We start from the raw sequence: 21526 nt of genomic DNA, 5'->3' as shown, positions 1-21526 counted from the left end.
GGCGGATTGGTTATTGCGTAAACGGTCGTGCCGGGAGCACGAGTGGCATGGCGATCACGAAACCTTGTCAGGCAGACGAGGTAGTACCCACCCTCTACACTGGCGCTTTTCGCGAGGTCCTGCCATGCCACCCCGTATCTATCTTGCCGGCCCCGAGGTCTTTCGTCCCGACGCCGTCGCCCAAGGCGAGGCGCTCAAGGCACTGTGCGCCCGTCACGGCTGCACGGGCCTGTTTCCACTGGACAATGCCATTCCCCCGGAGCTGACCGAGCCGGGGGCGCAGGCCGCCTGGATCTATCGGGCGAATCTGGCGCTGATCAGGCAGGCCGATGGGGTCCTGGCCAGCCTGGACTTCTTTCGCGGCGCCGAGCCCGACAGCGGCACCTGTTTCGAGGTGGGCTACGCCGTCGCCCTGGGCAAGCCGGTGGTCGGCCATGTGCCGGAAGCGGGCAGCCTGGCCGAGCGGATTCGCGCCCGCCATCCCGAATGGGTGGGCAAGGGGCTGCTGGACCGTGACGGCTGGACGCTGGAGGAATTCGGCCTGCCGCTCAATCTGATGCTGGCGGTGCCGGCCAGCATCGTCGTCGGGAGCCCGGAGGAGGCCCTGGCGGTATTGCGCGAGCGGCTGGGCTAGCCGGGCGGGGGCGTGCAGCCCTCTCCCAGAGGGGAGAGGGGTGGTTGGCGGTCAGGACAGTGGAAAAGGCTGCGCCGTTTTCCACGCTACGGGGCCTTGAGCCGGGGAGGAGCGCGGTTGCAGCGGAGTCAGCCGTGCGCCAGGGCCGCCAGTTCGTCCAGTCCGCTGTGGCCATCGGCATAGGCCGCACGGAAGCTGTCGCGCTGCTGCCAGCGCGCCCAGAAGGCCGCTAGGTGCTCGAAGCGCTCGTCCAGCGGCGTCTGGTTGGTGGGGAACTTGGAAAAGGCGATGGCGGTGCACAGGGTGATGTCGGCGAAGGTCGGCGCTGCGCCGCCCAGCAGCCATTCGCGCCCGTCGGCCAAGTGCCGATCCACCAGCGCGGCGTGCATCAGGGCTTCCTTGCGGCAATGCTCGCCCCATTGCGGGTTATGGGTCAGCTCGAGCTTGTGGCCGAGGCCTTCGTGCTGCACATGGAACATGGTCACGATGCGATAGAGCACATGGACGAAGATGCGGTCGTTCCACATGGCGTCCTGGCCCTGCTCCAGCGGCGTTTCGCCCATGACCTTGCGCCCGGGATGGCTGTTGTCCAGATAGCGGGCGATGGCCGCGCTCTCGGCCAGGTAGCCGCCTTCGGCCAGTTCCAGGGTCGGGGTCTCGCCCCAGGGATTGCGCTTGAGGTGCTGCCACTGGCGTTGCTCGCCTTCGGGCGCCATCTTCAGGATGACCTCCTCGAACTGATCGGCGATGCCCTTTTCATGGATGAACAGCCGCAGCCGTTGCGGGTTGGGGAAGGCGGACGGCGAGGTGAAGAGGCGTAGCTTGGCCATGGCGGGCTCCGGAAGGGACAGTGACGCAACATGCGACTGCGGGCGGTCGTGCCGCGTTCGTCTGAGGTGACCAAGAATGCCGGGCCAGGGCGGGGGAGCAACAGCCAACTCGCTGTATGCCCTCCATGCAAAGAGTCGATTGGTCAGGCCGGCGTTTGGCTCACGAGGCTGGCGACGATTCGTTCGCGCAGCCAGGCATGGGCGGGATCGCGGTGCAGGCGTTCGGGCCAGAGCAGCAGCATGTCGAAGCCCGGGATGGCCAGGGGTGACGGCTGGACCTGCAGGCCGGGATGATTCAGGGCGATCTGGGCGGGCAGCAGGGCCACCAGATCGCTGACCAGCAGGACACTGGCCAGGGTGGCGAAGTGGGGCACCGACAGCACCACCCGCCGCGCGCGGCCCTGTTCCGCCAGCAACCGATCGGTGACGCTGGCGAAGCCGCCGCCGCTCGGCGAGACCAGCGCCTGATCCAGTTGGCAGAAGGTGTCCAGGGACACAGGTTGCTGCAGGGCCGGATGGCCGCGCCGGCCCGCCAGCAGATAGTGTTCGGTGAACAGCAGACGCTGGCGCAGACCCGCTGCGGCGGTATCGGCCACATCCAGTGCCAGGTCCAGGTGATCCCCCTCCAGCTGTTCCGCGAGCAACGCTGGCTTCTTGTCCAGCAGCGCCAGGCGGATACCGGGCGCCTGCTGACGCAGGTCAGCCAGCAGTGGGGTGAGCAGGGTGGTTGCACTATGGTCGCTGGCGGCGATGCGCCAGGTTCGCTCGGCGCGGGCCGGTTCGAAGGGGGCGGCCGGTGCCAGGGCGTCTTCCAGCGCAGCCAGTGCCTGGCGCAACGGCTCGCGCAGGGCCTCGGCACGCGCCGTGGGGCGCATGCCGCGGGGACCCGGCAAGAGCAGGGGATCTTCGAGCACCTGGCGCAGTCGGCCGAGTTGCAGGCTGACGGTGGGCTGCGCCAGGTTGAGCCGGCGTGCGGCGCGGGTCACGTTGAGTTCGGCGAGCAAGGCGTCGAGGGTGACCAGCAGATTGAGGTCGAGGCGCCTTAAGCTATTGTGCATGGCAATGGCTGCTGTTTCGGCAATTCATTTTCAGCATAGCGCGACCGCTTCTAGTCTAGGCACTTCTTTCTCACGAGGTGATCACCATGAAGGTCCTGCTGGTCTACGCCCATCCCGAACCCCGGTCGCTCAACGGCGCGCTGCGCGACTTCGCCGTGGCCCATCTGCAGGCGGCCGGCCATGAGGTCCAGGTCTCCGATCTCTATGCCATGGATTGGAAGGCCACCCTGGATGCCGCGGACGCCCCGCACCTGGCACCCGGTGAGCGTTTCGATGCAGTCGTCGATTCCCAGCGCGCCTATGCCAGTGGTGGACAACCGGCGGATATCGCCGCCGAGCAGGCCAAGCTGCTGTGGGCCGACGCCGTGATCCTGCAATTTCCGCTGTGGTGGTTTTCCCTGCCGGCCATCCTCAAGGGCTGGGTGGAGCGGGTCTATGCCTGCGGCTTCGCCTATGGGGTGGGCGAGCACAGCGATAGCCACTGGGGCGATCGCTACGGCGAAGGCACTCTGGCCGGCAAGCGCGCCATGCTGGTGGTGACCTGTGGCGGCTGGGAATCACACTACAGCGCGCGTGGGATCAACGGGGGCCTGGATGACATCCTCTTTCCCATCCAGCACGGCATCCTCTTCTATCCCGGTTTCAGCGTGCTGCCGCCGTTTCCGGTCTATCGCACGAGCAAGGTCGACGCGGTCGCCTTCGAGCGGCTGTGCCAGGCCTATGGGGCACGGCTGGATGGGCTGGCCACGGACACACCCCTGGCGTTCCGGCGGCAGAATGGCGGGGACTACGAGATTCCGGCGCTGACCCTGAAGCCTGACCTGGCGCCGGGGCGGACGGGGTTGGGGGTTCATCTGCGGGAGGAGTGAGGGTTGGCGCGGCCTGGTTTCCGTGGCTCGGGGCTCAACGGCGGGGCTGGGCCTTGGGTGGTGTCGGGCTTCGCTGGCGCTCAAACCAACCTACGATGCTTCCCTCACCCCAGCCCTCTCCCAAGGGGAGAGGGGGCGGTTACATGCAGTGCATGGACTGCAGCGAAGTTGGCCTGGTCGAGACAGTGGAAAACGCTACGCGGTTTTCCACGCTACGAGCTGTAGGGTGGACGACGGCGCAGCCTCGTCCACGCGAATCTCACAAGGCAAGCCTCAGTTGGCTCTCTTGCTGTCCACCTGATCCAGACGGCCGCCGCGGAAGGTGAGGAAGTACAGCATGCCGTTCCAGGGGCCGTAGGCCCATTCCTCGACGAATTCCACCTGGCGATAGCCGTAGCCATCGGTGACCTGGCGTTCGCCCAGCGGCGTGACGCTCAGCGGATCGCCGCACTTGCCGCGGACCTCGTGGGTGGTGGAGCCGGTGGAGACCAGGGCGCTGCCGCAGCGCAGCGACGCGGCCTGACTGGTGCCGGTGGCGAGCAGGAGCAGCAACAGCAGGGGGCGCAGGTTCATTGGCGCTGGAACTCGATGCGAGAGAGGCGATTGGCTTCGAAGGTGAGGATGTAGTTGGCGCCGTTCTTCGGGCCGTACACCCATTCTTCGATCACCGCCTCGCGGCGTTCGTTGCGGCCCAGTTCGTAGCCCACCAGGTCGCGATGGGCGGGTTCGCCGCATTTCTGCAGCACTTCGAAGGCGCGATCACCCCGGCTGACCAGGGCGTTGCCGCATCTCATGGAATCGGCGGCGGCGCCGGTGGCGACCAGCAGGGTGAAGGCGGCGAGCAGGCAACGCATGAGGGTCTCCTGACCGGTCAGAGCACCCCGAGCTGCAACTGCGCGGCCGTGGGCGATTCGCCGGATTGGGCTTGAGTGCTGACGTCCAGCAGGTAGACCCGCTGGGCGTCCAGTTTCGCCGTGTCCACCAGGTAGGTCTTGATGGCGCCCGCGCGCTGCTGGGCCAGGCTGCGCAGGAGGCCGTCGTTGCCGCTCCAGGCTTCGAGCACCGCCTGGCGCAGGCGCGCCGTGCGGGTGGCATCGTCAAGACTATCCCATTCCTGCGGCGGTTGCGCCTGCAGTCGCAGGCGGTACAGGCCTTCCAGCAGGGGCGCGCGCATGTCGGCGGGCACCTGCAACTGGCTGGGATCGGCCGGGACCTTGTCGCCGCGACGCTGCAGCAGGTTGAAGTACTGGGTCTGGAAGTCCTTTTCCAGCTGGCTGGCGGCCAGGGCGCGACCATCGCTGGCGGCACCAGCATGCCCCTTGACCTCCACCGTCAGCTGCGGCCGCTGGCGCAGGGCCGCGGCCAGCTTGTCCAGTTCGCCGCGGGCCTGGGCCGAGAGGCTGGTGCTGCCGGGGGCGAAGTCGATGGCGCTGAGATCCGCCTCGTGCCCGCCGACCAGTCCCGCCAGCATGCGGAAGGGCGCCTGGACGGCGCGGCTGAGCACATTGCGCAGGGTCTGCCAGACCACCGGCATGACGCTGAAGTTGGGGTCGGCGAGATTGCCCGCCACCGGCAGGCGCAGGTCGATGCGACCGTGGCTGTCCTTGAGCAGGGCCACCGCCAGGCGCACCGGCAGGTCCACGGCGTCCTTGCTGTCCACCCGCTCGCCCAGTTCCAGCTGGTCGAGCACCACGTGGTTCTGCGCCTGCAGCTTGCCGTCGTCGATGCGGTATTGCAGATCCAGGTCGAGGCGCCCCTTGCGCACCGCATAGCCGGCGAACTTGCCGGTATAGGGCGACAGGGTGGTGAGTTCGACCTGGCGGAAATAGGCGGTCACGTCCAGCTGCTGCAGGGGATCGAGGGGATCGAGGCGGCCCTTGATCTCCACTGGGGCGAAGCGATCGACCTTGCCGGCGAGGTGGATGTCGGCCGGCTTGGAGGCGGCGGTGTCCAGGGTGCCGATGCCGCCTTCCAGGGACTGGATGTTGGTGGCGAAGCCGGGCTTGAGGCTGTTGTCGGCGAAGTCGGCGCTGCCGTCCCTGATGCTCACCCCGCCGATGCGGATCTGCAGCGGTGGTGAGCTGTCCTTCGACTCGGTTTTCGGCTGGGGAACCAGCAGGGCGCTGAAGTTGTTGCTGAGGTCCTCGTTGATCACCAGGGTGCCATAGGGCTTTTCCAGGTCGATCCTGTCGATCACCAGCCGCTTGCCCAGTTCGAAGGCGATGCCCTGCACGTCCAGCCGCTGCCAGCGCATGAAGTCCTGCTGGTGCAGGGTGTCGAGCACGTGCACCTGGGTGACCTGGGCCGCGCCACTGACGGTGAGGCCCAGGGGTTCGCCCGGGACCAGGGCCACCTTGAGCCGGCTGGCCAACTGGCCGCTGCGGATCTCCAGGCGCACATAGGGGCTGAGATAGGGCTGGGCCTGGCGCAGGTTGAGTTCGTCGATGCCGATGTCGAAGCTGCCCTGCAGCGGTGTCAGCGCCAGCTGGCCATCGGCGGTGATGCGCCCGCGATCACCCAGGGTGGTCTTGAGCGCCAGGTCGAAGGGCTTGCTGCCGGCGCTGTCGAAGCCTTTTACGGCCAGGTCCAGGCCGCTGAAATAGAGACTGGCCGGCTCCTGGGGCACGCGGTCCACCAGGTGCAGCTGGTTGTCGCTGAGCTGGGCGTCGTCGAGGCGCACGCGCCAGCCCGGGCCGCCGCTGCTCGGGGCGTCGCTGGCGGGGAACAGCCTCTGCCAGTCGAGACTGCCATCCTGCTCGCGATTGCCCCAGGCATCCAGGCCATTGCCGCGCAGGCGGGCGATGCTGACCTCGCGCTGCTGCAGATCCAGGGCGATGCCCTCGGCGGCCAGGCGCTTGAAGCTGGCCTTGGGTTCGGCGTTCACCGCCTGCACGGCGACGTCGTCCAGCGCCAGGCGGCCCTGGCTGAGCTGCAGTTGCAGGGTCTTGCTCAGGTCCAGGCGGTAGTGGGCGCTGGCTTCCAGGCGGCCCTTGCCAAGCGCCAGCGGCAACTGGTTGCGCACATAGGGCCACCAGGGCGCGAGGCTGACGCCCTTGAGGGTCAGGTCGCCTTCGCTGCGCAGCGGCAAGAGATCCAGGCTGCCCTTCCAGGTGAGCTGGCCGCCCTGGGCGGTGGTGGCGGTCAGTGCCAGCTGGCCGGGGGCGTCGCCGCTGCGGGTGCGGAATTCCTGCAGGGTGGCATCCAGGGGGGTGAAGGTGGCTTCCACCGGCTGGGCGCCCTGGGCGTCGAGGAAGTGCAGCCGGCCACCGACCAGGGCGATGCGCTCGATGTGCACCGGGAAGGGTTGACCCGGCTCCGTGGCGGCCGGCGTCGGCGTGACGGGGGTAGCGGGCTCGCTGCGCCAGAGCTGGGCCAGATTGACCTGGCCGCCCTTGGCGATGCGCAGATCGACCTGGGGCTGGTCGAGGCGCACCTCGGTCAGGTGCAGGGTGCGCCGCCAGAGGCTGTCCCACTGCAGGTCGGCCGAGAAGCCTTCGGCGGCGATTACAGGATGCTCCGCCGGGCCGATCAGCAGCTTTTCGGCGTGCAGTTGCAGGGTGAAGGGATTGAACCTCAGCGCCTGCAGACTGGCCGGCTGGGTGAGGCGCTCGGTCAGCGTCTGGTTGAGGTAGTGCAGGGCGAGGCGCGGTCCGACCAGGAATCCGAGCAGACTGTAGAGGGCCAAGAGCACGAGCAGCACGAGGCTCGCTTTCACAATTCTGGACATGCAGGCATCTGGGACGGCGAAGGTGTCCGGATTATGGCACGGCACCCCCGGCGACGAGGGCGCTGGCCGTCCCAAAAGCACTGCTGGCTATGCGAGCCATCAGGGACACGATTACAGGAGCGGTTGCAAGATCGCTCACATTTTCGCCAATCCGGACGAGTGGCGAGGACGCACGACCGATCAGTGGTCAGGTGGATGGGAAGGCTTCTGGTAGAGGCGTCGGGGCCTTTGCCGAAGGCTCTAACACGGCACTTTGCCATGATCCGCCCGTCGCTCCAGATTAAGTTTGACTTAAGGACCGCCGACTAGTCTCGCGAACAGGTTGCATTCTCAGGGAGGGGAGGCGGTGACGGGCTCGACGGCTCGCGGTGTGACGACAGGACGGTCAGGGCAACCGCGAATCGAGAATCCGCGTCGCCGGGAGTAGCAGATGTCCAGTCCGATCCAGCTCCATTCCATCCAGAAGAAGATCCAGTTCCTGCGCACCACCTTCAGCTATGTCGGCTGGTCGCTGTTCGGTCTGCTGCTGTGGGACGTGGCGGTGACGGTGGACGCCATGCTGTTCGTCGAGGATCGCTTCGATCTGCCGCTGACGCCCCTGACCCTGCTGTGCTCGGCGCTGGTGGTGCTGATCAGCTTTCGCAACAGCAGCGCCTATGCCCGCTGGTGGGAGGCCCGCACCCTGTGGGGCGCCATGGTCAACAGCTCGCGCAGCTTCGGCCGCCAGGTGCTGACCCTGATCGACGACCAGGGCAAGGCGCAGAACCGGGTCAAGGCGGTGCTCCTGCGTCGGCACATGGGCTATCTGCACGCCCTGCGCGCCCAGCTCAAGCGCCAGGATCCGGCCCAGGCGGCCGCGCCCTATCTGGCCCGCCACGAACTGGCGCTGGCCGAAGGCAGCCTCAACTTCGCCAACGACATCCTCGCCGGCACCGCCGAGCTGATCGCCAGCGAATACCGCCAGGGCCGGCTGGACAGCATCCGCCTGGCGCGGCTGGAAGAGACCCTGGTGGACATGTCCAACTGGCAGGGCGGCATGGAGCGTATCGCCAACACCCCCTTGCCCTATCCCTACGTCTGCTTTCCGCAGCTGTTCAGCTTCCTGTTCTGCATCGCCATGCCGCTGGGCCTGGTCTCTACCCTCGGCTGGTTCACTCCGCTGGTGTCCACCGTGGTCGGCTTCATGCTGCTGGCCCTGGAGCGCATCGGTAGCGATCTGCAGGCGCCCTTCGCCGACAGCCAGCACCAGATCACCATGGACAAGCTGTGCGCCACCATCGAGGCCAACCTGCTGTCGATGCTGCGGCCGCGCAGCGAAGAGGGCAGTGCGGTGGCCCTGGCCCAGCCCGAGGTCGAGGCCGCACCGAGCCGACGGGTGGCCTGACCGGCGGCGTCAGCCGGGGAGAGCGGGGCAGGTGGGACGGAAAACGTGCGGAAAGTCCCGCGCCAGAGGCATTTCTTTCGTGAGGGCACGGCACTAGCGCCGCTTCGTTCCGGTCACATTTTGCAATCTCCCCTGGCAGCGGTGGTTGGCTGGGGCCCAGCGGCGCTTGCCATGGGTCGCTGGCGGGCCGGGGCGAGAGGTGCCGTGGGGCCTGCGTCCCGCGACCTATATCTCGCTACGGATGCCCGCTCATGTCCGAAACCCGTCTCCCGACCGCCGGGGCCAGCGCCGAACCCTCGCGCCGCGCGCGCCATGCCCTGGATGCCCTCAATTTCACCCTGGCCGACGTCCGCGACGGCCTGGGCCCCTATCTCGCCATCTATCTGATCGCCGTGCGCGGTCCGGGGGAGGGCTGGAACGAGGCCACCGCCGGTTTCATCATGACCCTGGCCGGCATCGCCGGACTGATCGCCCAGACCCCGGCCGGCGCCCTGATCGACCGCACCCGCCACAAGCGCCTCATGGTCGGCGTCGCCGCCCTGGTGGTGACGATCTGCAGTGTGCTGCTGCCCTTCGTCTCCAACTTCTATGTGGTGGCGGCCACCCAGTCGCTGGCCCATGCCGCGGCGGCCATCTTCGCCCCGGCGCTGGCGGCCATCACCCTGGGCATCGTCGGACCCAAGGCCTTCACCAAGCACATCGGCCGCAACGAGGGCTTCAACCACGCCGGCAACGCCGTCTCGGCGGCCCTGGCCGGTGGCCTGGCCTATTTCTTCGGTCCCACCGTGGTGTTCTGGCTGATGGCGTTGCTCGCGGCGGCCTCCATCGTCGCCATCGTTCGCGTACCCCAGGACGAGATCGACGATGACCTGGCCCAGGGGCTGGGCGAGGAAAACGGCGCCCGCGATGCCAAGCCGGTGTCGGCCTGGCAGGCGCTGCTGGCCAATCGCAAGCTGCAACTGCTGGCGCTGCTGGCCGCCATCTTCCACCTGGCCAATGCCGCCATGCTGACCTCGGTCGGCCAGCAGCTGACCCATATCGTCGGCAAGGACAGCGCCACCTCGCTGGTGGCCGTCTGCATCGTCGCCGCCCAGTGCGTGATGGTGCCGGTGGCCATCCTGGTGGGGCGCAAGGCCGATGCCTTCGGGCGCAAGCCGATTTTTCTCTTCGCCTTCGCCGTGCTGGCGATCCGCGGCGTGCTCTACACCTTTTCCGACAGCCCTTACTACCTGGTGGCGGTGCAGCTGCTCGATGGCATCGGCGCCGGGATCTATGGCGCCCTGATGCCGGTGATCGTCGCCGACCTGACCCGCGGCAGCGGACGCTTCAACGTCAGCCAGGGCGCCATCGCCACCGCCCAGGGGCTGGGTGCGGCGATCAGCGCCACCATCGCCGGGATCATCATCGTCCGCTTCGGCTATGCGGCGGCCTTCACCACCCTGGCCGCCATCGCCGCGGTGGGCTTCGTGCTTTATCTGCTGCTGATGCCGGAGACCCGCGACGAGCACGTTGCCGGAGAGGCGGCGCGTTCCACCGGTACTGTGGTGGGAGGCTGAGATGGCACGCCAGGATGATTTTCTCGCCTTCGCCCATATCGGCGATCTGCACCTGACCACCGCCGAGGCCGACAACGCCCGGGACCTGCAGACCCTCCTGCAGCGCCTGCGCGGGTGCACCGAACTGGATTTCGTCTATCTGCCCGGGGACAACGCCGACAACGGCACCGCGGAGCAGTACCGGCTGCTCAGGCGGCTGCTGGACGACTTTCCGCTGCCGGTAACGGTGATCACCGGCGACCACGACATGGAGGGCGGCGATCTCGGCCCCTTCTATGCCGAGTTGCAGGTGCCGCAACTGCCTTATTCCAGGGAGGTGGGCGGCGTGCGTTGCCTGTTCCTCGACATGTGCGGACCGGGCAGCGGCGGGCCGGATTTCCGTCTTGGTAGCGAGCAGCTGCAGTGGCTGGAGCAGGAGTTGCACGAGGCGACCCGGCGGGAGCAGCGCTGCGTGGTCTTCATGCACAGCTATCCGGCGGACCTGCAGGGGCCCGGCGAAGCCGAGCGGGTGGCGCGGCTGCTGCACGAGGGCCCGGTGCGCCTGGTGGAGATCGGCCATACCCACTACAACGAACTGGCCCACGACGGCGGCGTGCTCTATGCCGCCTGCAGATCCACCGGCCAGATCGAGGAAGGCGGTGTAGGATTCGCGCTGGTCACCCTGGACGGTCCGGCGGTGAGCTGGCGCTTTCGCGAATTGCCCGACGGCTGGCCCTGGGTGCAGATCACCGCGCCCGGCGATCCCCGCCTGAACGGCGCTGGCGTGGCCGAGGGTCACGAGTGCCGGGTGCTGGTGCTGAGCGACGCCGACCTCTCCGCCTGCGAATGGCAGTGCGACGACGGCCCCTGGTGGCCGCTGCAGCCGTTGGGCAAGGGTCGCTACCAGGGCGATCGGCCGGTGCCGGAAGGGACGCGGCGGTTGCAGGTACGGGTCAGGGACTCTCGCGGCGGCGAAGATATCGACCGGCTCGACCTGGACGGCGGTCACCGGCCGCTGGCGGCGCCGGCCGACTGGGGTTCGGATCGCACCCAACTGGGTGAATGGCAGGCCAAGGGCGTGCTGGGGACCCAATTGGGACCCAATCGCAATGGCCGCAAATGGTGAGGTCGGCAGCGCCGGTCTCGCGACTCGACTAGAAGGAACAGCGCTTTCATGGGGTCCATCGTCACCACTCCCCACGTCCTGACGTGGGTCATCGCCGCCCTGGCCACCCTCGGGGTGGTCTCGCGGCCCTTCGGTCTGCCGGAGGCGCTGTTCGCCGTGGCCGGTGCCGTGCTGCTGGCGCTGTTCGGCCTGTTGCCGCTGGACGGCGTCTGGCACGGAATCGCCAAGGGCACCGACGTCTATCTGTTCCTTATCGGCATGATGCTGCTGGCCGAGATCGCCCGCAAGGAAGGGCTGTTCGACTGGGTCGCCGGCCACGCGGTGCGCGCGGCGAAGGGCTCGGCGCTGCGGCTGTTCGCGCTGGTCTATGGCGTCGGTATCCTGGTCACGGTGTTTCTTTCCAACGACGCCTGCGCCGTGGTGCTGACCCCGGCGGTCTACTACGCCACCCGCGCGGCGAAGGTGAAGAATCCGCTGCCCTATCTGTTTTCCTGCGCCTTCATCGCCAACGCGGCGAGTTTCGTGCTGCCGATCTCCAACCCGGCCAACCTGGTGGTCTTCGCCGAGCACATGCCCGAGCTGAGCCGCTGGCTGGCGCTGTTCACGGTGCCGTCGATCCTGGCCATCGCCGCGACCTTCCTCACCCTCTGGGCGACCCAGGCCAAGGTCCTGCGCGCCGAGCGGCTGTCCGAAGGGGGCGCGGTGGATGCGCTGCCCACCACCGGACGCATCGCCGGCTGCGGCCTGATCCTGACCATCCTGGTGCTGCTCGGCGCCTCGGCGCTGGATCTGGAGCTGGGTCTGCCGACCTTCCTGGCCGGCTTCGCCACCTTCCTGGTGGTGGTGGCCTGCAAGCGCGGCGGCGGCCTGGAATTGCTCAAGCACATCTCCTGGGGCGTGCTGCCGCTGGTGGCCGGACTGTTCGTGCTGGTGGAGGCCCTGGAGACCACCGGGGTGCTGCAGGCGCTGGCCAATCAGCTGCAGGCCGCCGCCCAGGCGACCCCGGAGCGCGCCGCCTGGGGCGCCGGGCTGCTGGTGGCCTTTGGCAGCAACCTGGTCAACAACCTGCCGGCCGGGCTGCTGGCCGGGGCGGCGGTGCAGGCCGCCCATGTCTCGGAAAAGATCGCCGGCGCCGTGCTGATCGGCATCGACCTCGGCCCCAACCTGTCCATCACCGGTTCCCTGGCGACCCTGCTATGGCTGGCCGCGCTGCGCCGCGAAGGGCTGTCGGTGAGCTTCTGGCAATTCCTCAAGCTGGGCGCCGTGGTGATGATCCCGGCGTTGCTACTGGCGCTGGCTGCGCTGATCCATCTCTGACGGACGGTCTCCAGGCGTAGCGGCGCTGCCGCTGCGCCTGGGGCACTATCGGGGTTCGTCCGCTACGGAGCATCGCCCATGGCCATCGCCCGCTATACCGGCTTCGCCCAGGCGCTGCACTGGCTGACCGTCGCCCTGCTGTGCCTGCTCTTGCCCTTCGTCTGGGTGGCGGAAAACTTTCCGCCCGGTCCGGTGCGTACGCTCTGGTACCTGCTGCACGAATCCACCGGGATCTCGGTGTTCCTGCTGGTGCTGATCCGCCTGACCTGGCGCTGGCGGCATCCGGCGCCGCCGACCAATCCCCGCGACGGGCGCCTGCTGCGGCTGCTCGCCGGTCTCAATCACTGCCTGCTCTATGCCGTGCTGCTGCTGATGCCGGTGACCGGCTACCTGATGGCCGGCCAGGGGCAGCCGGTGCCGGTGTTCGGGTTGTTTTCCCTGCCGGGTTTCCCCCGCCATGAAGCCCTCGGCATCCTCGCCAATCGCATCCATGTGGCCGGTCAGTTCGCCGTCTATGGCCTGGTGCTGCTGCACGTGGCGGCGGTGGTCTGGCACGTGGCGATCCGCCGGGATGGGACGCTGGAACGGATGCTCCCCGAGCAACGCCTCTAGGCGCTGCCTTCCACCCGCTGCCGGTCACGCTCCAGCAGCGCCGGCAGGGTCTCGCGCAGGTGGTCCACCAGGGTGCGGATCTTGGCATCGAGAAAGCGCCGCGAGGGATAGAGCGCATGGATGTCCAGGGCATAGAGCCGGTGCCCGGGCAGCACCCGTTGCAGGCGGCCACTGGTCAGACCCTCGACCGCGGCGTACAGCGGCAGGGCACCGATACCCAGGCCGCTGGCCACGGCCTCGGCCAGGGCGTCGGCGGTGTTGACCTGGAAGGGCGGTCGATCCACCGCCACCTCGGCCAGGCCCTCGGGCCCTTCCAGCAACCAGCGATCCGGCGCCATGGCGCGATTGACCAGCCGCAGGCAGCGGTGCCCGGTCAGCTCCGCCGGGGTGGTCGGTCGGCCCTGGCGTTCCAGGTAGGCAGGCGCCGCGCAGAGCACGCTGTGGGTGCTGCCCAGGCGCGCCGAATGGAAGGCCGAGTCCGGCAGGCCGTCGGCGAGGATCAGCGACAGGTCGTAGCCTTCCTTGAGGATGTCGGTGAAGGTGTTGGTCAGTTGCAGATCCAGGTCGACCTCGGGATAGCGCTCGCCATAGCTGGCGAGACTCTGGATCAGGTAGTGCTGGCCGAGGCCGGTCATGGTGTGGATGCGCAGCCGGCCGCGCGGCACGGCCAGGGCATGACGAGCCTCGGCATCGGCTTCGTCGAGGTCGGCGAGGATGCGCTGGCAGCGCACCAGGTAGCGTTCGCCGGCTTCGGTCAGGCGCAACTGGCGGGTGGTGCGGTGCAGCAGCCGGGTCTGCAGGTGCTGCTCCAGCTGGCTGACCGCCCGCGACACATAGGCGGTGGTGAGTTCCAGCTGGCGCGCGGCGGCGGTGAAGCTGCCGGTCTGGGCCACGCAGGCGAAGGCGCGCAGATTGAAGAGATGATCCATGGACGGGGCAGGGCGGTGGAAAGGGCCATTGTGGGCCATTACCCGCCCGTTGGTTAACGCTCTTTGCTGTCGCACCCGGCTTAATCGGGGTGGACCCGGCTTCCTAGAATGGCCGCCGAGGCGCTGCCTCTCGCCCCCTCCCGTCGATCCCGTCGTTGCCCAGCATGCCCCTCGCTTCGCCGTTGCCCCTGCGGCCCGCCCGCTCCGTTCCGCGCCAACGCTGGCCTAGCCTGAATGCCTGGCGCCGCGCCGGCCGCGAATGGGCCCGCACCGACGGCCAGACCTGGGCCTTCATCGCCAAGGCGCTGTTGGCCGCGGCCCTGGCCCTGTGGCTGGCCTATCGCCTGGAACTGCCGCAACCGAGCACCGTGCTGGTCACTGTCTTCATCGTCCTGCAGCCGCAGAGCGGCCAGGTGCTGGCCAAGAGTTTCTATCGCATCCTCGGCAGCCTGGCCGGCCTGAGCTTCACCGTGGCCGCCATCGCCCTGTTCGCCCAGGAGCGGGTCCTGCTGCTCGGCGCCCTGGTGCTGTGGATCGGCTATTGCACCCGCGGGGCGGCGCGCTATCGCGACTTTCGCAGCTATGCCTTCCTGCTGGCCGGCTATACCGCCTGCCTGGTCGGGCTGCCGGCGGTGGCCCAGCCCCAGGGCGCCTTCTTGCAGGCGGTATGGCGTCTGTTGGAGATCGCCCTGGGCATCTGCTGCGCCGGGGTGGTGAGCGTGGCGATCCTGCCGCAGACCACCCGCGGCGTGCTGCGCCGCACCCTGGCGCAGCGCCTGCGCGACTTCCTCGCCATGGCCCATGACGGCCTGCTCGGCCGCCTCGAGGCCGAACGCTTCGCCGCACTCAGCGCCCGCTTCGCCGCCGATTCCGTGGGGTTCGAGAGCCTGCGCAGCGCCAGCGTCTTCGAAGAGCCCTATCTGCGGCGGCGCAGCGGGCGCCTGGCGGCCCTGGGCAATCGCCTCATGCTGCTCAACACCCGCTTTCATGCCCTTTACCAGTTGCTGGCGCGCCTGGCCGAGCGGCCGCCGGCGGTGCGTCAGGCCCTGGCGCCTGCCCTGGAACTGATCGCCGCCGCCCTGGCACCGAGCCTGGGCCGACTACCGGAAGAGCGGGATCTGCGCCGGCTCAACGAGCGCCTGGCCGCGGAGCGTGAAACCTTGATGGCGGCGATCCGCGCCGGTCGTCAGCAATTGGCTCGCACGGCGCCTGCGGCCGAGGTCGACCGGCTCGACTACGACACCGCCGCCGAATTGCTCTATCGCTTCGCCGAGGACCTGCACCTGCTGCTGAATACCCAGCTGGAGCTGGACCTGCCGACCAGCACCGCGCCCAAGACGCGCGAGACCTTCACGCCGCTGGCCAGTCGCGCGGTGGCCTGGATGGCCGGGGTGCGCAGCGCCCTGGTGGTGCTGGGCGTAGGGCTGTTCTGGATCGAGACCGCCTGGCCGAGCGGCGCGGCCTGCACCCTGGCGGCGGCGCTGATCTCGGCGCTGGCCTCCACCTCGGCCGATCCGCGCCGCTATTGCCTGCAACTGGCGGTTGGCACCCTGGTCGGGGCCCTGGCCGGTGGCCTGTTGCACTTCCAGGTGCTGCCCTGGATCGACGGCTTCGCGCTATTGCTGCTGGTGCTGGCGCCGGTATTCACCGCCGGCGCCTGGCTGATCACCCGGCCACGCCTGGCCGGTTATGGCACCGGGCTGATGGTCTGGTTCTGCTCGGCGGCCCTGCCGGGCAATCTGCCGCGCTACGACGCCGACCTCTTCTGCAACACCTACCTGGCCTACCTCGTGGCCTGCGGCGTGGCGGTGGTGGCCGTCAGCGTGCTGCTGCCGCCCAGCCAGCCCTGGGTCTGGCGGCGGCTGGAGGCTGCCCTGCGCGAGCGCCTGGTCCACGCCATAGGCGCGCCCCTGGCCGGCCTGAGTGGCCGCTTCGATTCCGGCCTGCGCGATCTGCTCAACCAGGTGCAGGTGCTCACCGTGGGTCAGCCGGTGGTGCAGCGGCAGCTGCTGCGCTGGACCTTTCTCAGCCTGGAACTGGGCCACGCCATCATCGAGTTGCGCCTGGAACAGGCCGCGCTGCCGCCCTTGCCCTGGTATCGCGAACAGCGCGCCTGGCGCCTGGCGATCCGCGCCCTGGGCCGGGCGCTGGTGCGGCTGGCTCGCCAGCCCGATGCCGCCAACCTGGCCCGCGCCCTGGGCGCCGTGGATCAGGCCATCCTGCTGGCGCACCAGGCCCAGCGCCACCTGGAGCCCACGCCGGGCGACTTCGACCGGTCGCCGCTGCGGCGCATCGCCAGCTACCTGCACGTCATCCGCACCTCGCTGCTGGCGCCGGATTCGCCTCTGGCCGGGTACCTGCCGCAGGCCCGGCCACCGGCGCGCGACGAAGGCTAGCCAGCAGCCGGCCAAAATCCGACTAGGCTTACGGACGGGGAGGGCCAGCAGGCCCTCTGCCATGCGACTTTCGGCACAACCAGAACAAGGCCCGCCTGCCCATGCCCGTCCGCTTCGTCCGTCCGCTGCTCTGTTCCGCCAGTTTTCTCCTGACGCCCCTGGCGTCTGCCCTGGAAGCCCCGGGCGCCCCCGGCGCCGCACCCTTCTGGTCCTATTCCGGCAAGACCGGCATCGGCACCAGCTACGAGGCCTATCGCGATGGCGCCTACAGCGACCAGGCCAGCACCGGACGCGTCTCGCGGGTCTGGTTCTCCCTGGCCCAGGGCGTGGTCACCGAGACCATGCAGGGCCTCATCCACGAGGCGCAGCTGCGCGAGATGCAACTGGTGATCCGCGGCCCCGACTTCACCCACCTGGAGCGCGACGACACCGACAGCCGCATCGAATACCTGGCCACCGATAGCGCCGGCCGGCCGACTTCCCTGGCCTACCGGATCGTCAATCGCGACCGCCAGGGCCGCTACGAGATCGAGAAGCACGTTTTCACTGACCCGGACCAGGACACCCTGGTCATGCGCGTCATCTTTCGCAGCCAGGATCCGCGCATCCAGCCCTATCTCTATGTCGATCCGGCGCTGGCCAACAGCGGCAGCCATGATCGCGCGGCGGTGAAGGGCGCGGTGCTCTACGCCAGCGAAGGCGAGCACGCCCTGGTGGTCAAGGCCAGCCAGCCCCTGCAGACGCCCACCGTGGGTTTCGTCGGCAGCTCCGACGGCCTCGACGACCTGCGCCGCAACGGCAAGCTGACCCAGCTCTACAGCAGCACCGGTGACCAGGCCGGCAACGTCGCCATGCTGGCCAAGCTGCCGCTCAAGGGCGCCGAGACCACCCTGGACGTGGTGGTGGGCTTTGGCGCCAATCCGCGCCAGGCCGAGGCGGCGGCCGATGCCACCCTGGCCCGCGGCTACCAAAAGGTGCTGGCCCACTACAACGGCGAGGGCGACGCCATCGGCTGGCAGGACTACCTGGCCAGCCTCGATCAACTGCCGCGCCTGCAGGCCCAGGCCGGCGACGGCGGCAAGCTGGTCAACGCCAGCGCCCTGGTGCTCAAGGCCCAGGAAGACAAGACCCACGCCGGCGCCCTGATCGCCTCGCTGTCCAATCCCTGGGGCGAAACGGTGCCGGCGGCCAAGGGCACCACCGGCTACAAGGCGGTCTGGCCGCGGGACTTCTACCAGTGCGCCATGGCGCTGCTGGCGCTGGGCGATCGGCAGACGCCCAAGGTCGCCTTCAGCTACCTCAAGCAGGTGCAGGTGGACGCCAACACCGCCCACAAGCCGGCCGACAGCTCGGCCTTCATCCACCAGCAGAAGCAGGGCGACGAGGTCCGCGCGCCGGGGGCCACCGGCTGGTTCCTGCAGAAGACCCACGTCGACGGCACCATCGAATGGGTGGGCGTGCAACTGGACCAGACCGCCATGCCGATCATGCTCGGCTATCGCCTCTGGCAAGGCGGCCTGCTGGGCGATGCCGAGATCGATCGTTGGTATCGCGACATGCTCCGGCCCGCGGCGGATTTCCTCGCCCGCGACAGCCAGGTCAACCTGGGCTGGAACACCTGGCAGGTCAAGCCGCCGCAGACCCAGCAGGAGCGCTGGGAAGAGCAGTGGGGCTATTCGCCGTCCACCACCGCAGCGGTGATCGCCGGTCTCGCCACGGCCAGCGAACTGGCGCGCCATGCCGGCGACGAGGCCAATGCCAGTCGCTACCGCGACACCGCGCGGCGCTATTCGAGCCAGGTGGAAAAGACCATGGCCACCACCCAGGGCAGCCTGGGCGCCGGCAACTACTACCTGCGCATCACCCAGAACGAGGATCCCAACGACAAGGGCAAGCTGGTGGACAACAACAGCCGCCCGGGCCTGCCGGAAGACCAGGTGCTGGACGCCGGTTTCCTCGAACTGGTGCGCTACGGCGTGCGACCGGCCGGCGATCCCCTGGTGCAGAAGAGCCTGGCGGTGCTGGACGACGAGGGCCTGCCGGAGAATCTACGGGTCAAGTACAGCTTCCAGTACCAGGGGGTGCAGGGCACCTTCCCCGGCTGGCGCCGCTACGGCAACGACGGCTATGGCGAGAGTGAAAGCTCCGGCATCAACTTTCCGGCCACCGAGCAGCCGGTGCCCAACTCCGGACTGCGCGGCCGGGTCTGGCCGATCTTCACCGGTGAGCGCGGGCACTACGAGCTGGCGCGCCTGGTCCTGCAGGGCAAGCCGGATGCGGCGGCGCTCGGCAAACTGCGCGACACCTACGTCCGTGGCCTGGAACTGTTCGCCAACGCCGGCCTGATGCTGCCCGAGCAGGTCTGGGACGGCGTGGGCGACAACCGGCGCCACGGCTACACCAAGGGGCAGGGCACCGATTCGGCGACGCCGCTGGCCTGGTCCCACGCCGAATACGTCAAGCTGCTGCGCTCCATGGCGGACGGCCAGGTGTGGGATCACTACCCGGTGGTGGCGCGGGCACTGGCGCCCTGAGGGCGGATCCGACGAATGGCAGGCGGCCTCAGGGCCGCGTGCCAGGGCCGCTGAGCCAGGGCAACGAAACGTCGAACCCAAGGGAACGCCTGTAACAAGACTTGTCTGATGGGCGTTCTCGGGCTTTCCTGAGATGGGCGGATCCTTCCGCTCCCTGCTTTCCCTCTTCGCTCCGGCCCTCCTGCCCACGGTCCCGTACCGCGCGGTAGCGTGCCCGGCTGTCGCGCTTTTCTCTCGCTCGCTCCGGCGACCGCTCCGGTGGTCTGGGGGCGGGTCTTTGCCGGTTCCTGTCAAGAAGGTCACGGATATGACTGACGTCGCTCTCCCCATCGCCCTCTACCTGGGCACCCTGGTGCTGCTGGCCTTCGCCTTGCGCCGCAGCCCGCTGCTGACCGAGGAGACCCTGGCGCGCTCCTCGCCGCTGGATGCCCTGCGCGGCATCCTCGCCACCGCCGTGGTCTGCCTGCATTTCGTGCTGACCTATCACCTCAAGGCCGAGGGCCAGTGGCGCGAACCCGACAGCGACCTGCTCTACAACATGGGCGTGGTACCGGTCTCGCTGTTCTTCATGATCACCGGCTACCTGTTCTTCGGAAAGGTCTATCGCCGCACGCCGGACTGGGGCGAGCTGCTCCGTTCGCGGGTGCTGCGGGTGATGCCGCTGTATCTCTGCGTGGTGGCCGTGGTGGTGCTCTTCACCCTGATCCGCACCCACTTCGTCATCGCCGACGGCCAGCGCTTCATGCTCGAGCTGCTCAGCTGGGAGCTGTTTTCCGGCTTCAGTCTCAACGGCCTGGAGGAGAGCGGCTGGATGACCGCCGGCGCCCACTGGACGCTGCGCTACGAGGCGCTGTTCTACCTGGCCCTTCCGCTCATCGCCGCGCTGTTCAATCGTCGTGGCTTCGGCCTGCCGTTGCTGGTCTCGGCGCTGCTGGTGGGCGGCCTGGTCGCCGCCGGCTATCACTACCACGTGCTGGGCGCGCGCTTCGGCCTGCTGTTCCTGCTGGGATTCCTGCCGGTGTTCGTCAAGGTCCATCGGCCGGCGTTGCTGGCACGTTTGCGCACGCCCCTGGTGGCCGCGCTGTCGCTGGCGCTGGTGGCCTATGCCATGACCCAGCCGGACTACAACCTCAGGCAGATGCTGGCGCTGGCCTTGCCCTTCGCCGCCATGGCCGCCGGCAACGACCTCTTCGGCCTCCTGCGCAGTCGCGGCCTCAAGGTGCTGGGCGAGATCAGCTACAGCCTCTATCTCACCCATGGCCTGCTGCTCTACGGCCTCTTCACCCTGCTCAACCTGGGGTCGGTCGAGGTCCTGGGTACGGTCGGCTTCATGGCCCTACTGCCACCGGTGCTGGTGCTCGCCTGCCTGCTGTCGATGCTCAGCTACCGCTGGATCGAGCGTCCGCTGATGCACCTGGGCCGGGCGCCACGGCCTCGGCAAGTGCCGGCGTAAGCGCCGGCGCCGCCCCGGGATACTCCAGCAGAAAGGCCAGTGCCTGGGCGCAGGAGGCTTCCACCTTGAGCGCGAGCAGGTCGTCCGCGCGGGTGCGGCCATAGCCCAGGGCGGCGATGGGCAGGCCGGCGCGAGCCGCGGCCTGGGCGAAGCGAAAGCCGGAATAGACCATCAGCGACGAGCCCACCACCAGCAGCGCATCGGCGCGGCCCAGGTGGGCGAAGGCACGCTCCACCCGCGCGCCGGGCACGTGTTCGCCAAAGAACACCACGTCCGGCTTGAGCAGGGCGCCACAGCGCGGGCAGTCGGGCACGCGAAAACTCATGAAGTCCACGCCTTCCAGATCGGCATCGCCATCCGGCGCGGTAGCCGCGTCCAGCTGCAGCCAGTCGCCATTGAGTTCGCCCAGCCACTGCTGGAATTCCTGGCGCGGCAGGCGCAGCTCGCAACCCAGGCAGCGGATCTGGTCGAGGCGCCCGTGCAGGTCGATCACCGCCTCGCTGCCGGCGGCCTGGTGCAGCCGATCGACGTTCTGGGTCAGCAGCATCTCCACCTGGCCGCGCCGCTCCAGGGCCGCCAGGGCCTGGTGGGTGGCGTTGGGCCGCGCCTGGCAGAAACGCGGCCAGCCGATCAGGCTGCGAGCCCAGTAGCGGCGGCGCAACAATTCGTCGCCAACGAAGGCCTGCAGGGTGACCGGTTGCGGGCGCTTCCAGGCGCCGTCGCGGTCGCGGTAGTCGGGAATGCCGGAATCGGTGCTGCAACCGGCACCGGTGAGCAGAAAGATCCGCTCGTGCCGGGCGATAAAGGACTGGAGCTCGGGCAGGGACATCGTGCACCTGGAGTTGCGGGCGATATCCCCAGCTTGGAAAGGGTTATGCCGGGAGGCAAGCCGCAGCTGACGAACGTCCTGTCCGCGCTGCGGCGAGTGGCCTTCAGAAAACCGGCACGTAGATATAGATCTGCGAATCCTGGGCATCCACCCCGGTGAAGGCCTCGGTGTAGTGCTCGAAGCAGGCGCCGGGACGGGGTTGCAGGCCGCGCGCCGGCAGCAGTTCGGCGAACAGGCGGCCGAGGCTCTTGGCCACGCTGGGCGCGGTGCCCAGGTGCACGTAGCGGGCGTAG

Annotated in this window: 18 protein-coding genes; 10 read left to right on the top strand and 8 right to left on the bottom strand. The window is 68.6% G+C overall.

Annotated features, from left to right (window positions below; all coding sequences use genetic code 11):
* Window positions 1-124: 124 nt before the first annotated feature.
* Window positions 125-634: a nucleoside 2-deoxyribosyltransferase gene (locus DBY63_RS24015; protein WP_108582996.1), complete on the top strand. Its 510-nt coding sequence runs from the start codon at window positions 125-127 to the stop codon at window positions 632-634.
* A gap of 128 nt (window positions 635-762) precedes the next feature.
* On the opposite strand, the gene DBY63_RS24010 is transcribed toward DBY63_RS24015, so the two are convergent.
* Both DBY63_RS24010 and DBY63_RS24005 read right to left on the bottom strand, forming a co-directional pair.
* A complete protein-coding gene (locus DBY63_RS24010; protein WP_027600000.1) occupies window positions 763-1464 on the bottom strand; it encodes a glutathione S-transferase N-terminal domain-containing protein in 702 nt (233 codons plus the stop codon).
* A 143-nt stretch (window positions 1465-1607) separates the two neighbouring features.
* The gene (locus DBY63_RS24005) at window positions 1608-2522 is read right to left on the bottom strand and encodes a LysR family transcriptional regulator (protein WP_108582995.1); all 915 of its coding nucleotides are present in this window, start codon (window positions 2520-2522) and stop codon (window positions 1608-1610) included.
* Between the two features lie 86 nt (window positions 2523-2608).
* Between DBY63_RS24005 and DBY63_RS24000 the strand changes: the two genes are divergently transcribed.
* Window positions 2609-3391: an NAD(P)H-dependent oxidoreductase gene (locus tag DBY63_RS24000; protein ID WP_108582994.1), complete on the top strand. Its 783-nt coding sequence runs from the start codon at window positions 2609-2611 to the stop codon at window positions 3389-3391.
* A 273-nt stretch (window positions 3392-3664) separates the two neighbouring features.
* Here the strand turns inward: DBY63_RS24000 and DBY63_RS23995 are convergent, their stop codons facing one another.
* Genes DBY63_RS23995 through DBY63_RS23985 form a run of 3 tightly spaced genes read right to left on the bottom strand, consistent with a single transcriptional unit; the run spans window position 3665 to window position 7091 of the window.
* Window positions 3665-3964: a DUF2845 domain-containing protein gene (locus tag DBY63_RS23995; protein ID WP_007161013.1), complete on the bottom strand. Its 300-nt coding sequence runs from the start codon at window positions 3962-3964 to the stop codon at window positions 3665-3667.
* The gene (locus DBY63_RS23990; protein WP_007161012.1) at window positions 3961-4245 is read right to left on the bottom strand and encodes a DUF2845 domain-containing protein; all 285 of its coding nucleotides are present in this window, start codon (window positions 4243-4245) and stop codon (window positions 3961-3963) included. The genes DBY63_RS23995 and DBY63_RS23990 overlap by 4 nt, the downstream gene beginning before the upstream one ends.
* Window positions 4246-4262: 17 nt before the next feature.
* On the bottom strand, window positions 4263-7091 hold the full coding sequence (locus tag DBY63_RS23985; protein WP_108582993.1) for a DUF748 domain-containing protein: 2829 nt from the start codon (window positions 7089-7091) through the stop codon (window positions 4263-4265).
* Between the two features lie 457 nt (window positions 7092-7548).
* Between DBY63_RS23985 and DBY63_RS23980 the strand changes: the two genes are divergently transcribed.
* The 5 genes from DBY63_RS23980 (at window position 7549) to DBY63_RS23960 (ending at window position 13092) form a co-directional block, all read left to right on the top strand.
* Complete coding sequence (locus DBY63_RS23980; RefSeq protein WP_108582992.1) at window positions 7549-8502, top strand: bestrophin family ion channel; 954 nt, start codon at window positions 7549-7551, stop codon at window positions 8500-8502.
* A 251-nt stretch (window positions 8503-8753) separates the two neighbouring features.
* Complete coding sequence (locus DBY63_RS23975; RefSeq protein WP_037008010.1) at window positions 8754-10058, top strand: MFS transporter; 1305 nt, start codon at window positions 8754-8756, stop codon at window positions 10056-10058.
* Window position 10059: 1 nt separating this feature from the next.
* Window positions 10060-11163 carry a metallophosphoesterase gene (locus DBY63_RS23970; RefSeq protein ID WP_108582991.1) on the top strand — a complete coding sequence of 368 codons (1104 nt, stop codon included), beginning with the start codon at window positions 10060-10062 and terminating at the stop codon, window positions 11161-11163.
* A 48-nt stretch (window positions 11164-11211) separates the two neighbouring features.
* The gene (locus tag DBY63_RS23965; RefSeq protein WP_007161006.1) at window positions 11212-12480 is read left to right on the top strand and encodes an arsenic transporter; all 1269 of its coding nucleotides are present in this window, start codon (window positions 11212-11214) and stop codon (window positions 12478-12480) included.
* A 78-nt stretch (window positions 12481-12558) separates the two neighbouring features.
* Window positions 12559-13092, top strand: a complete 534-nt coding sequence (locus DBY63_RS23960; RefSeq protein WP_108582990.1) for a cytochrome b — start codon at window positions 12559-12561, stop codon at window positions 13090-13092.
* Here the strand turns inward: DBY63_RS23960 and DBY63_RS23955 are convergent.
* Window positions 13089-14021: a LysR family transcriptional regulator gene (locus DBY63_RS23955; RefSeq protein WP_027600009.1), complete on the bottom strand. Its 933-nt coding sequence runs from the start codon at window positions 14019-14021 to the stop codon at window positions 13089-13091. The genes DBY63_RS23960 and DBY63_RS23955 overlap by 4 nt on opposite strands.
* 164 nt (window positions 14022-14185) lie before the next feature.
* Here DBY63_RS23955 and DBY63_RS23950 point away from each other — a divergent pair, with 164 nt between their 5' ends.
* From DBY63_RS23950 to DBY63_RS23940, 3 genes are all read left to right on the top strand, one after another.
* The gene (locus DBY63_RS23950) at window positions 14186-16417 is read left to right on the top strand and encodes an FUSC family protein (protein WP_108583005.1); all 2232 of its coding nucleotides are present in this window, start codon (window positions 14186-14188) and stop codon (window positions 16415-16417) included.
* A gap of 101 nt (window positions 16418-16518) precedes the next feature.
* Complete coding sequence (locus DBY63_RS23945; protein WP_108582989.1) at window positions 16519-18951, top strand: glucan 1,4-alpha-glucosidase; 2433 nt, start codon at window positions 16519-16521, stop codon at window positions 18949-18951.
* Between the two features lie 307 nt (window positions 18952-19258).
* A complete protein-coding gene (locus DBY63_RS23940) occupies window positions 19259-20404 on the top strand; it encodes an acyltransferase (protein WP_108582988.1) in 1146 nt (381 codons plus the stop codon).
* Here DBY63_RS23940 and DBY63_RS23935 read toward each other — a convergent pair.
* Together DBY63_RS23935 and DBY63_RS23930 are read right to left on the bottom strand one after the other, a co-directional pair.
* Complete coding sequence (locus tag DBY63_RS23935; protein ID WP_108582987.1) at window positions 20331-21233, bottom strand: NAD-dependent protein deacetylase; 903 nt, start codon at window positions 21231-21233, stop codon at window positions 20331-20333. The genes DBY63_RS23940 and DBY63_RS23935 overlap by 74 nt on opposite strands.
* A gap of 103 nt (window positions 21234-21336) precedes the next feature.
* A partial coding sequence (locus DBY63_RS23930) for an effector binding domain-containing protein (RefSeq protein WP_177411494.1) occupies window positions 21337-21526 on the bottom strand: 190 nt, incomplete at its 5' end.

It is taken from the genome of Pseudomonas sp. RIT411 (assembly GCF_003057735.2).
GTDB lineage: Bacteria > Pseudomonadota > Gammaproteobacteria > Pseudomonadales > Pseudomonadaceae > Chryseomonas > Chryseomonas oryzihabitans.
This window is presented reverse-complemented; position numbering and strand designations above follow the sequence as displayed.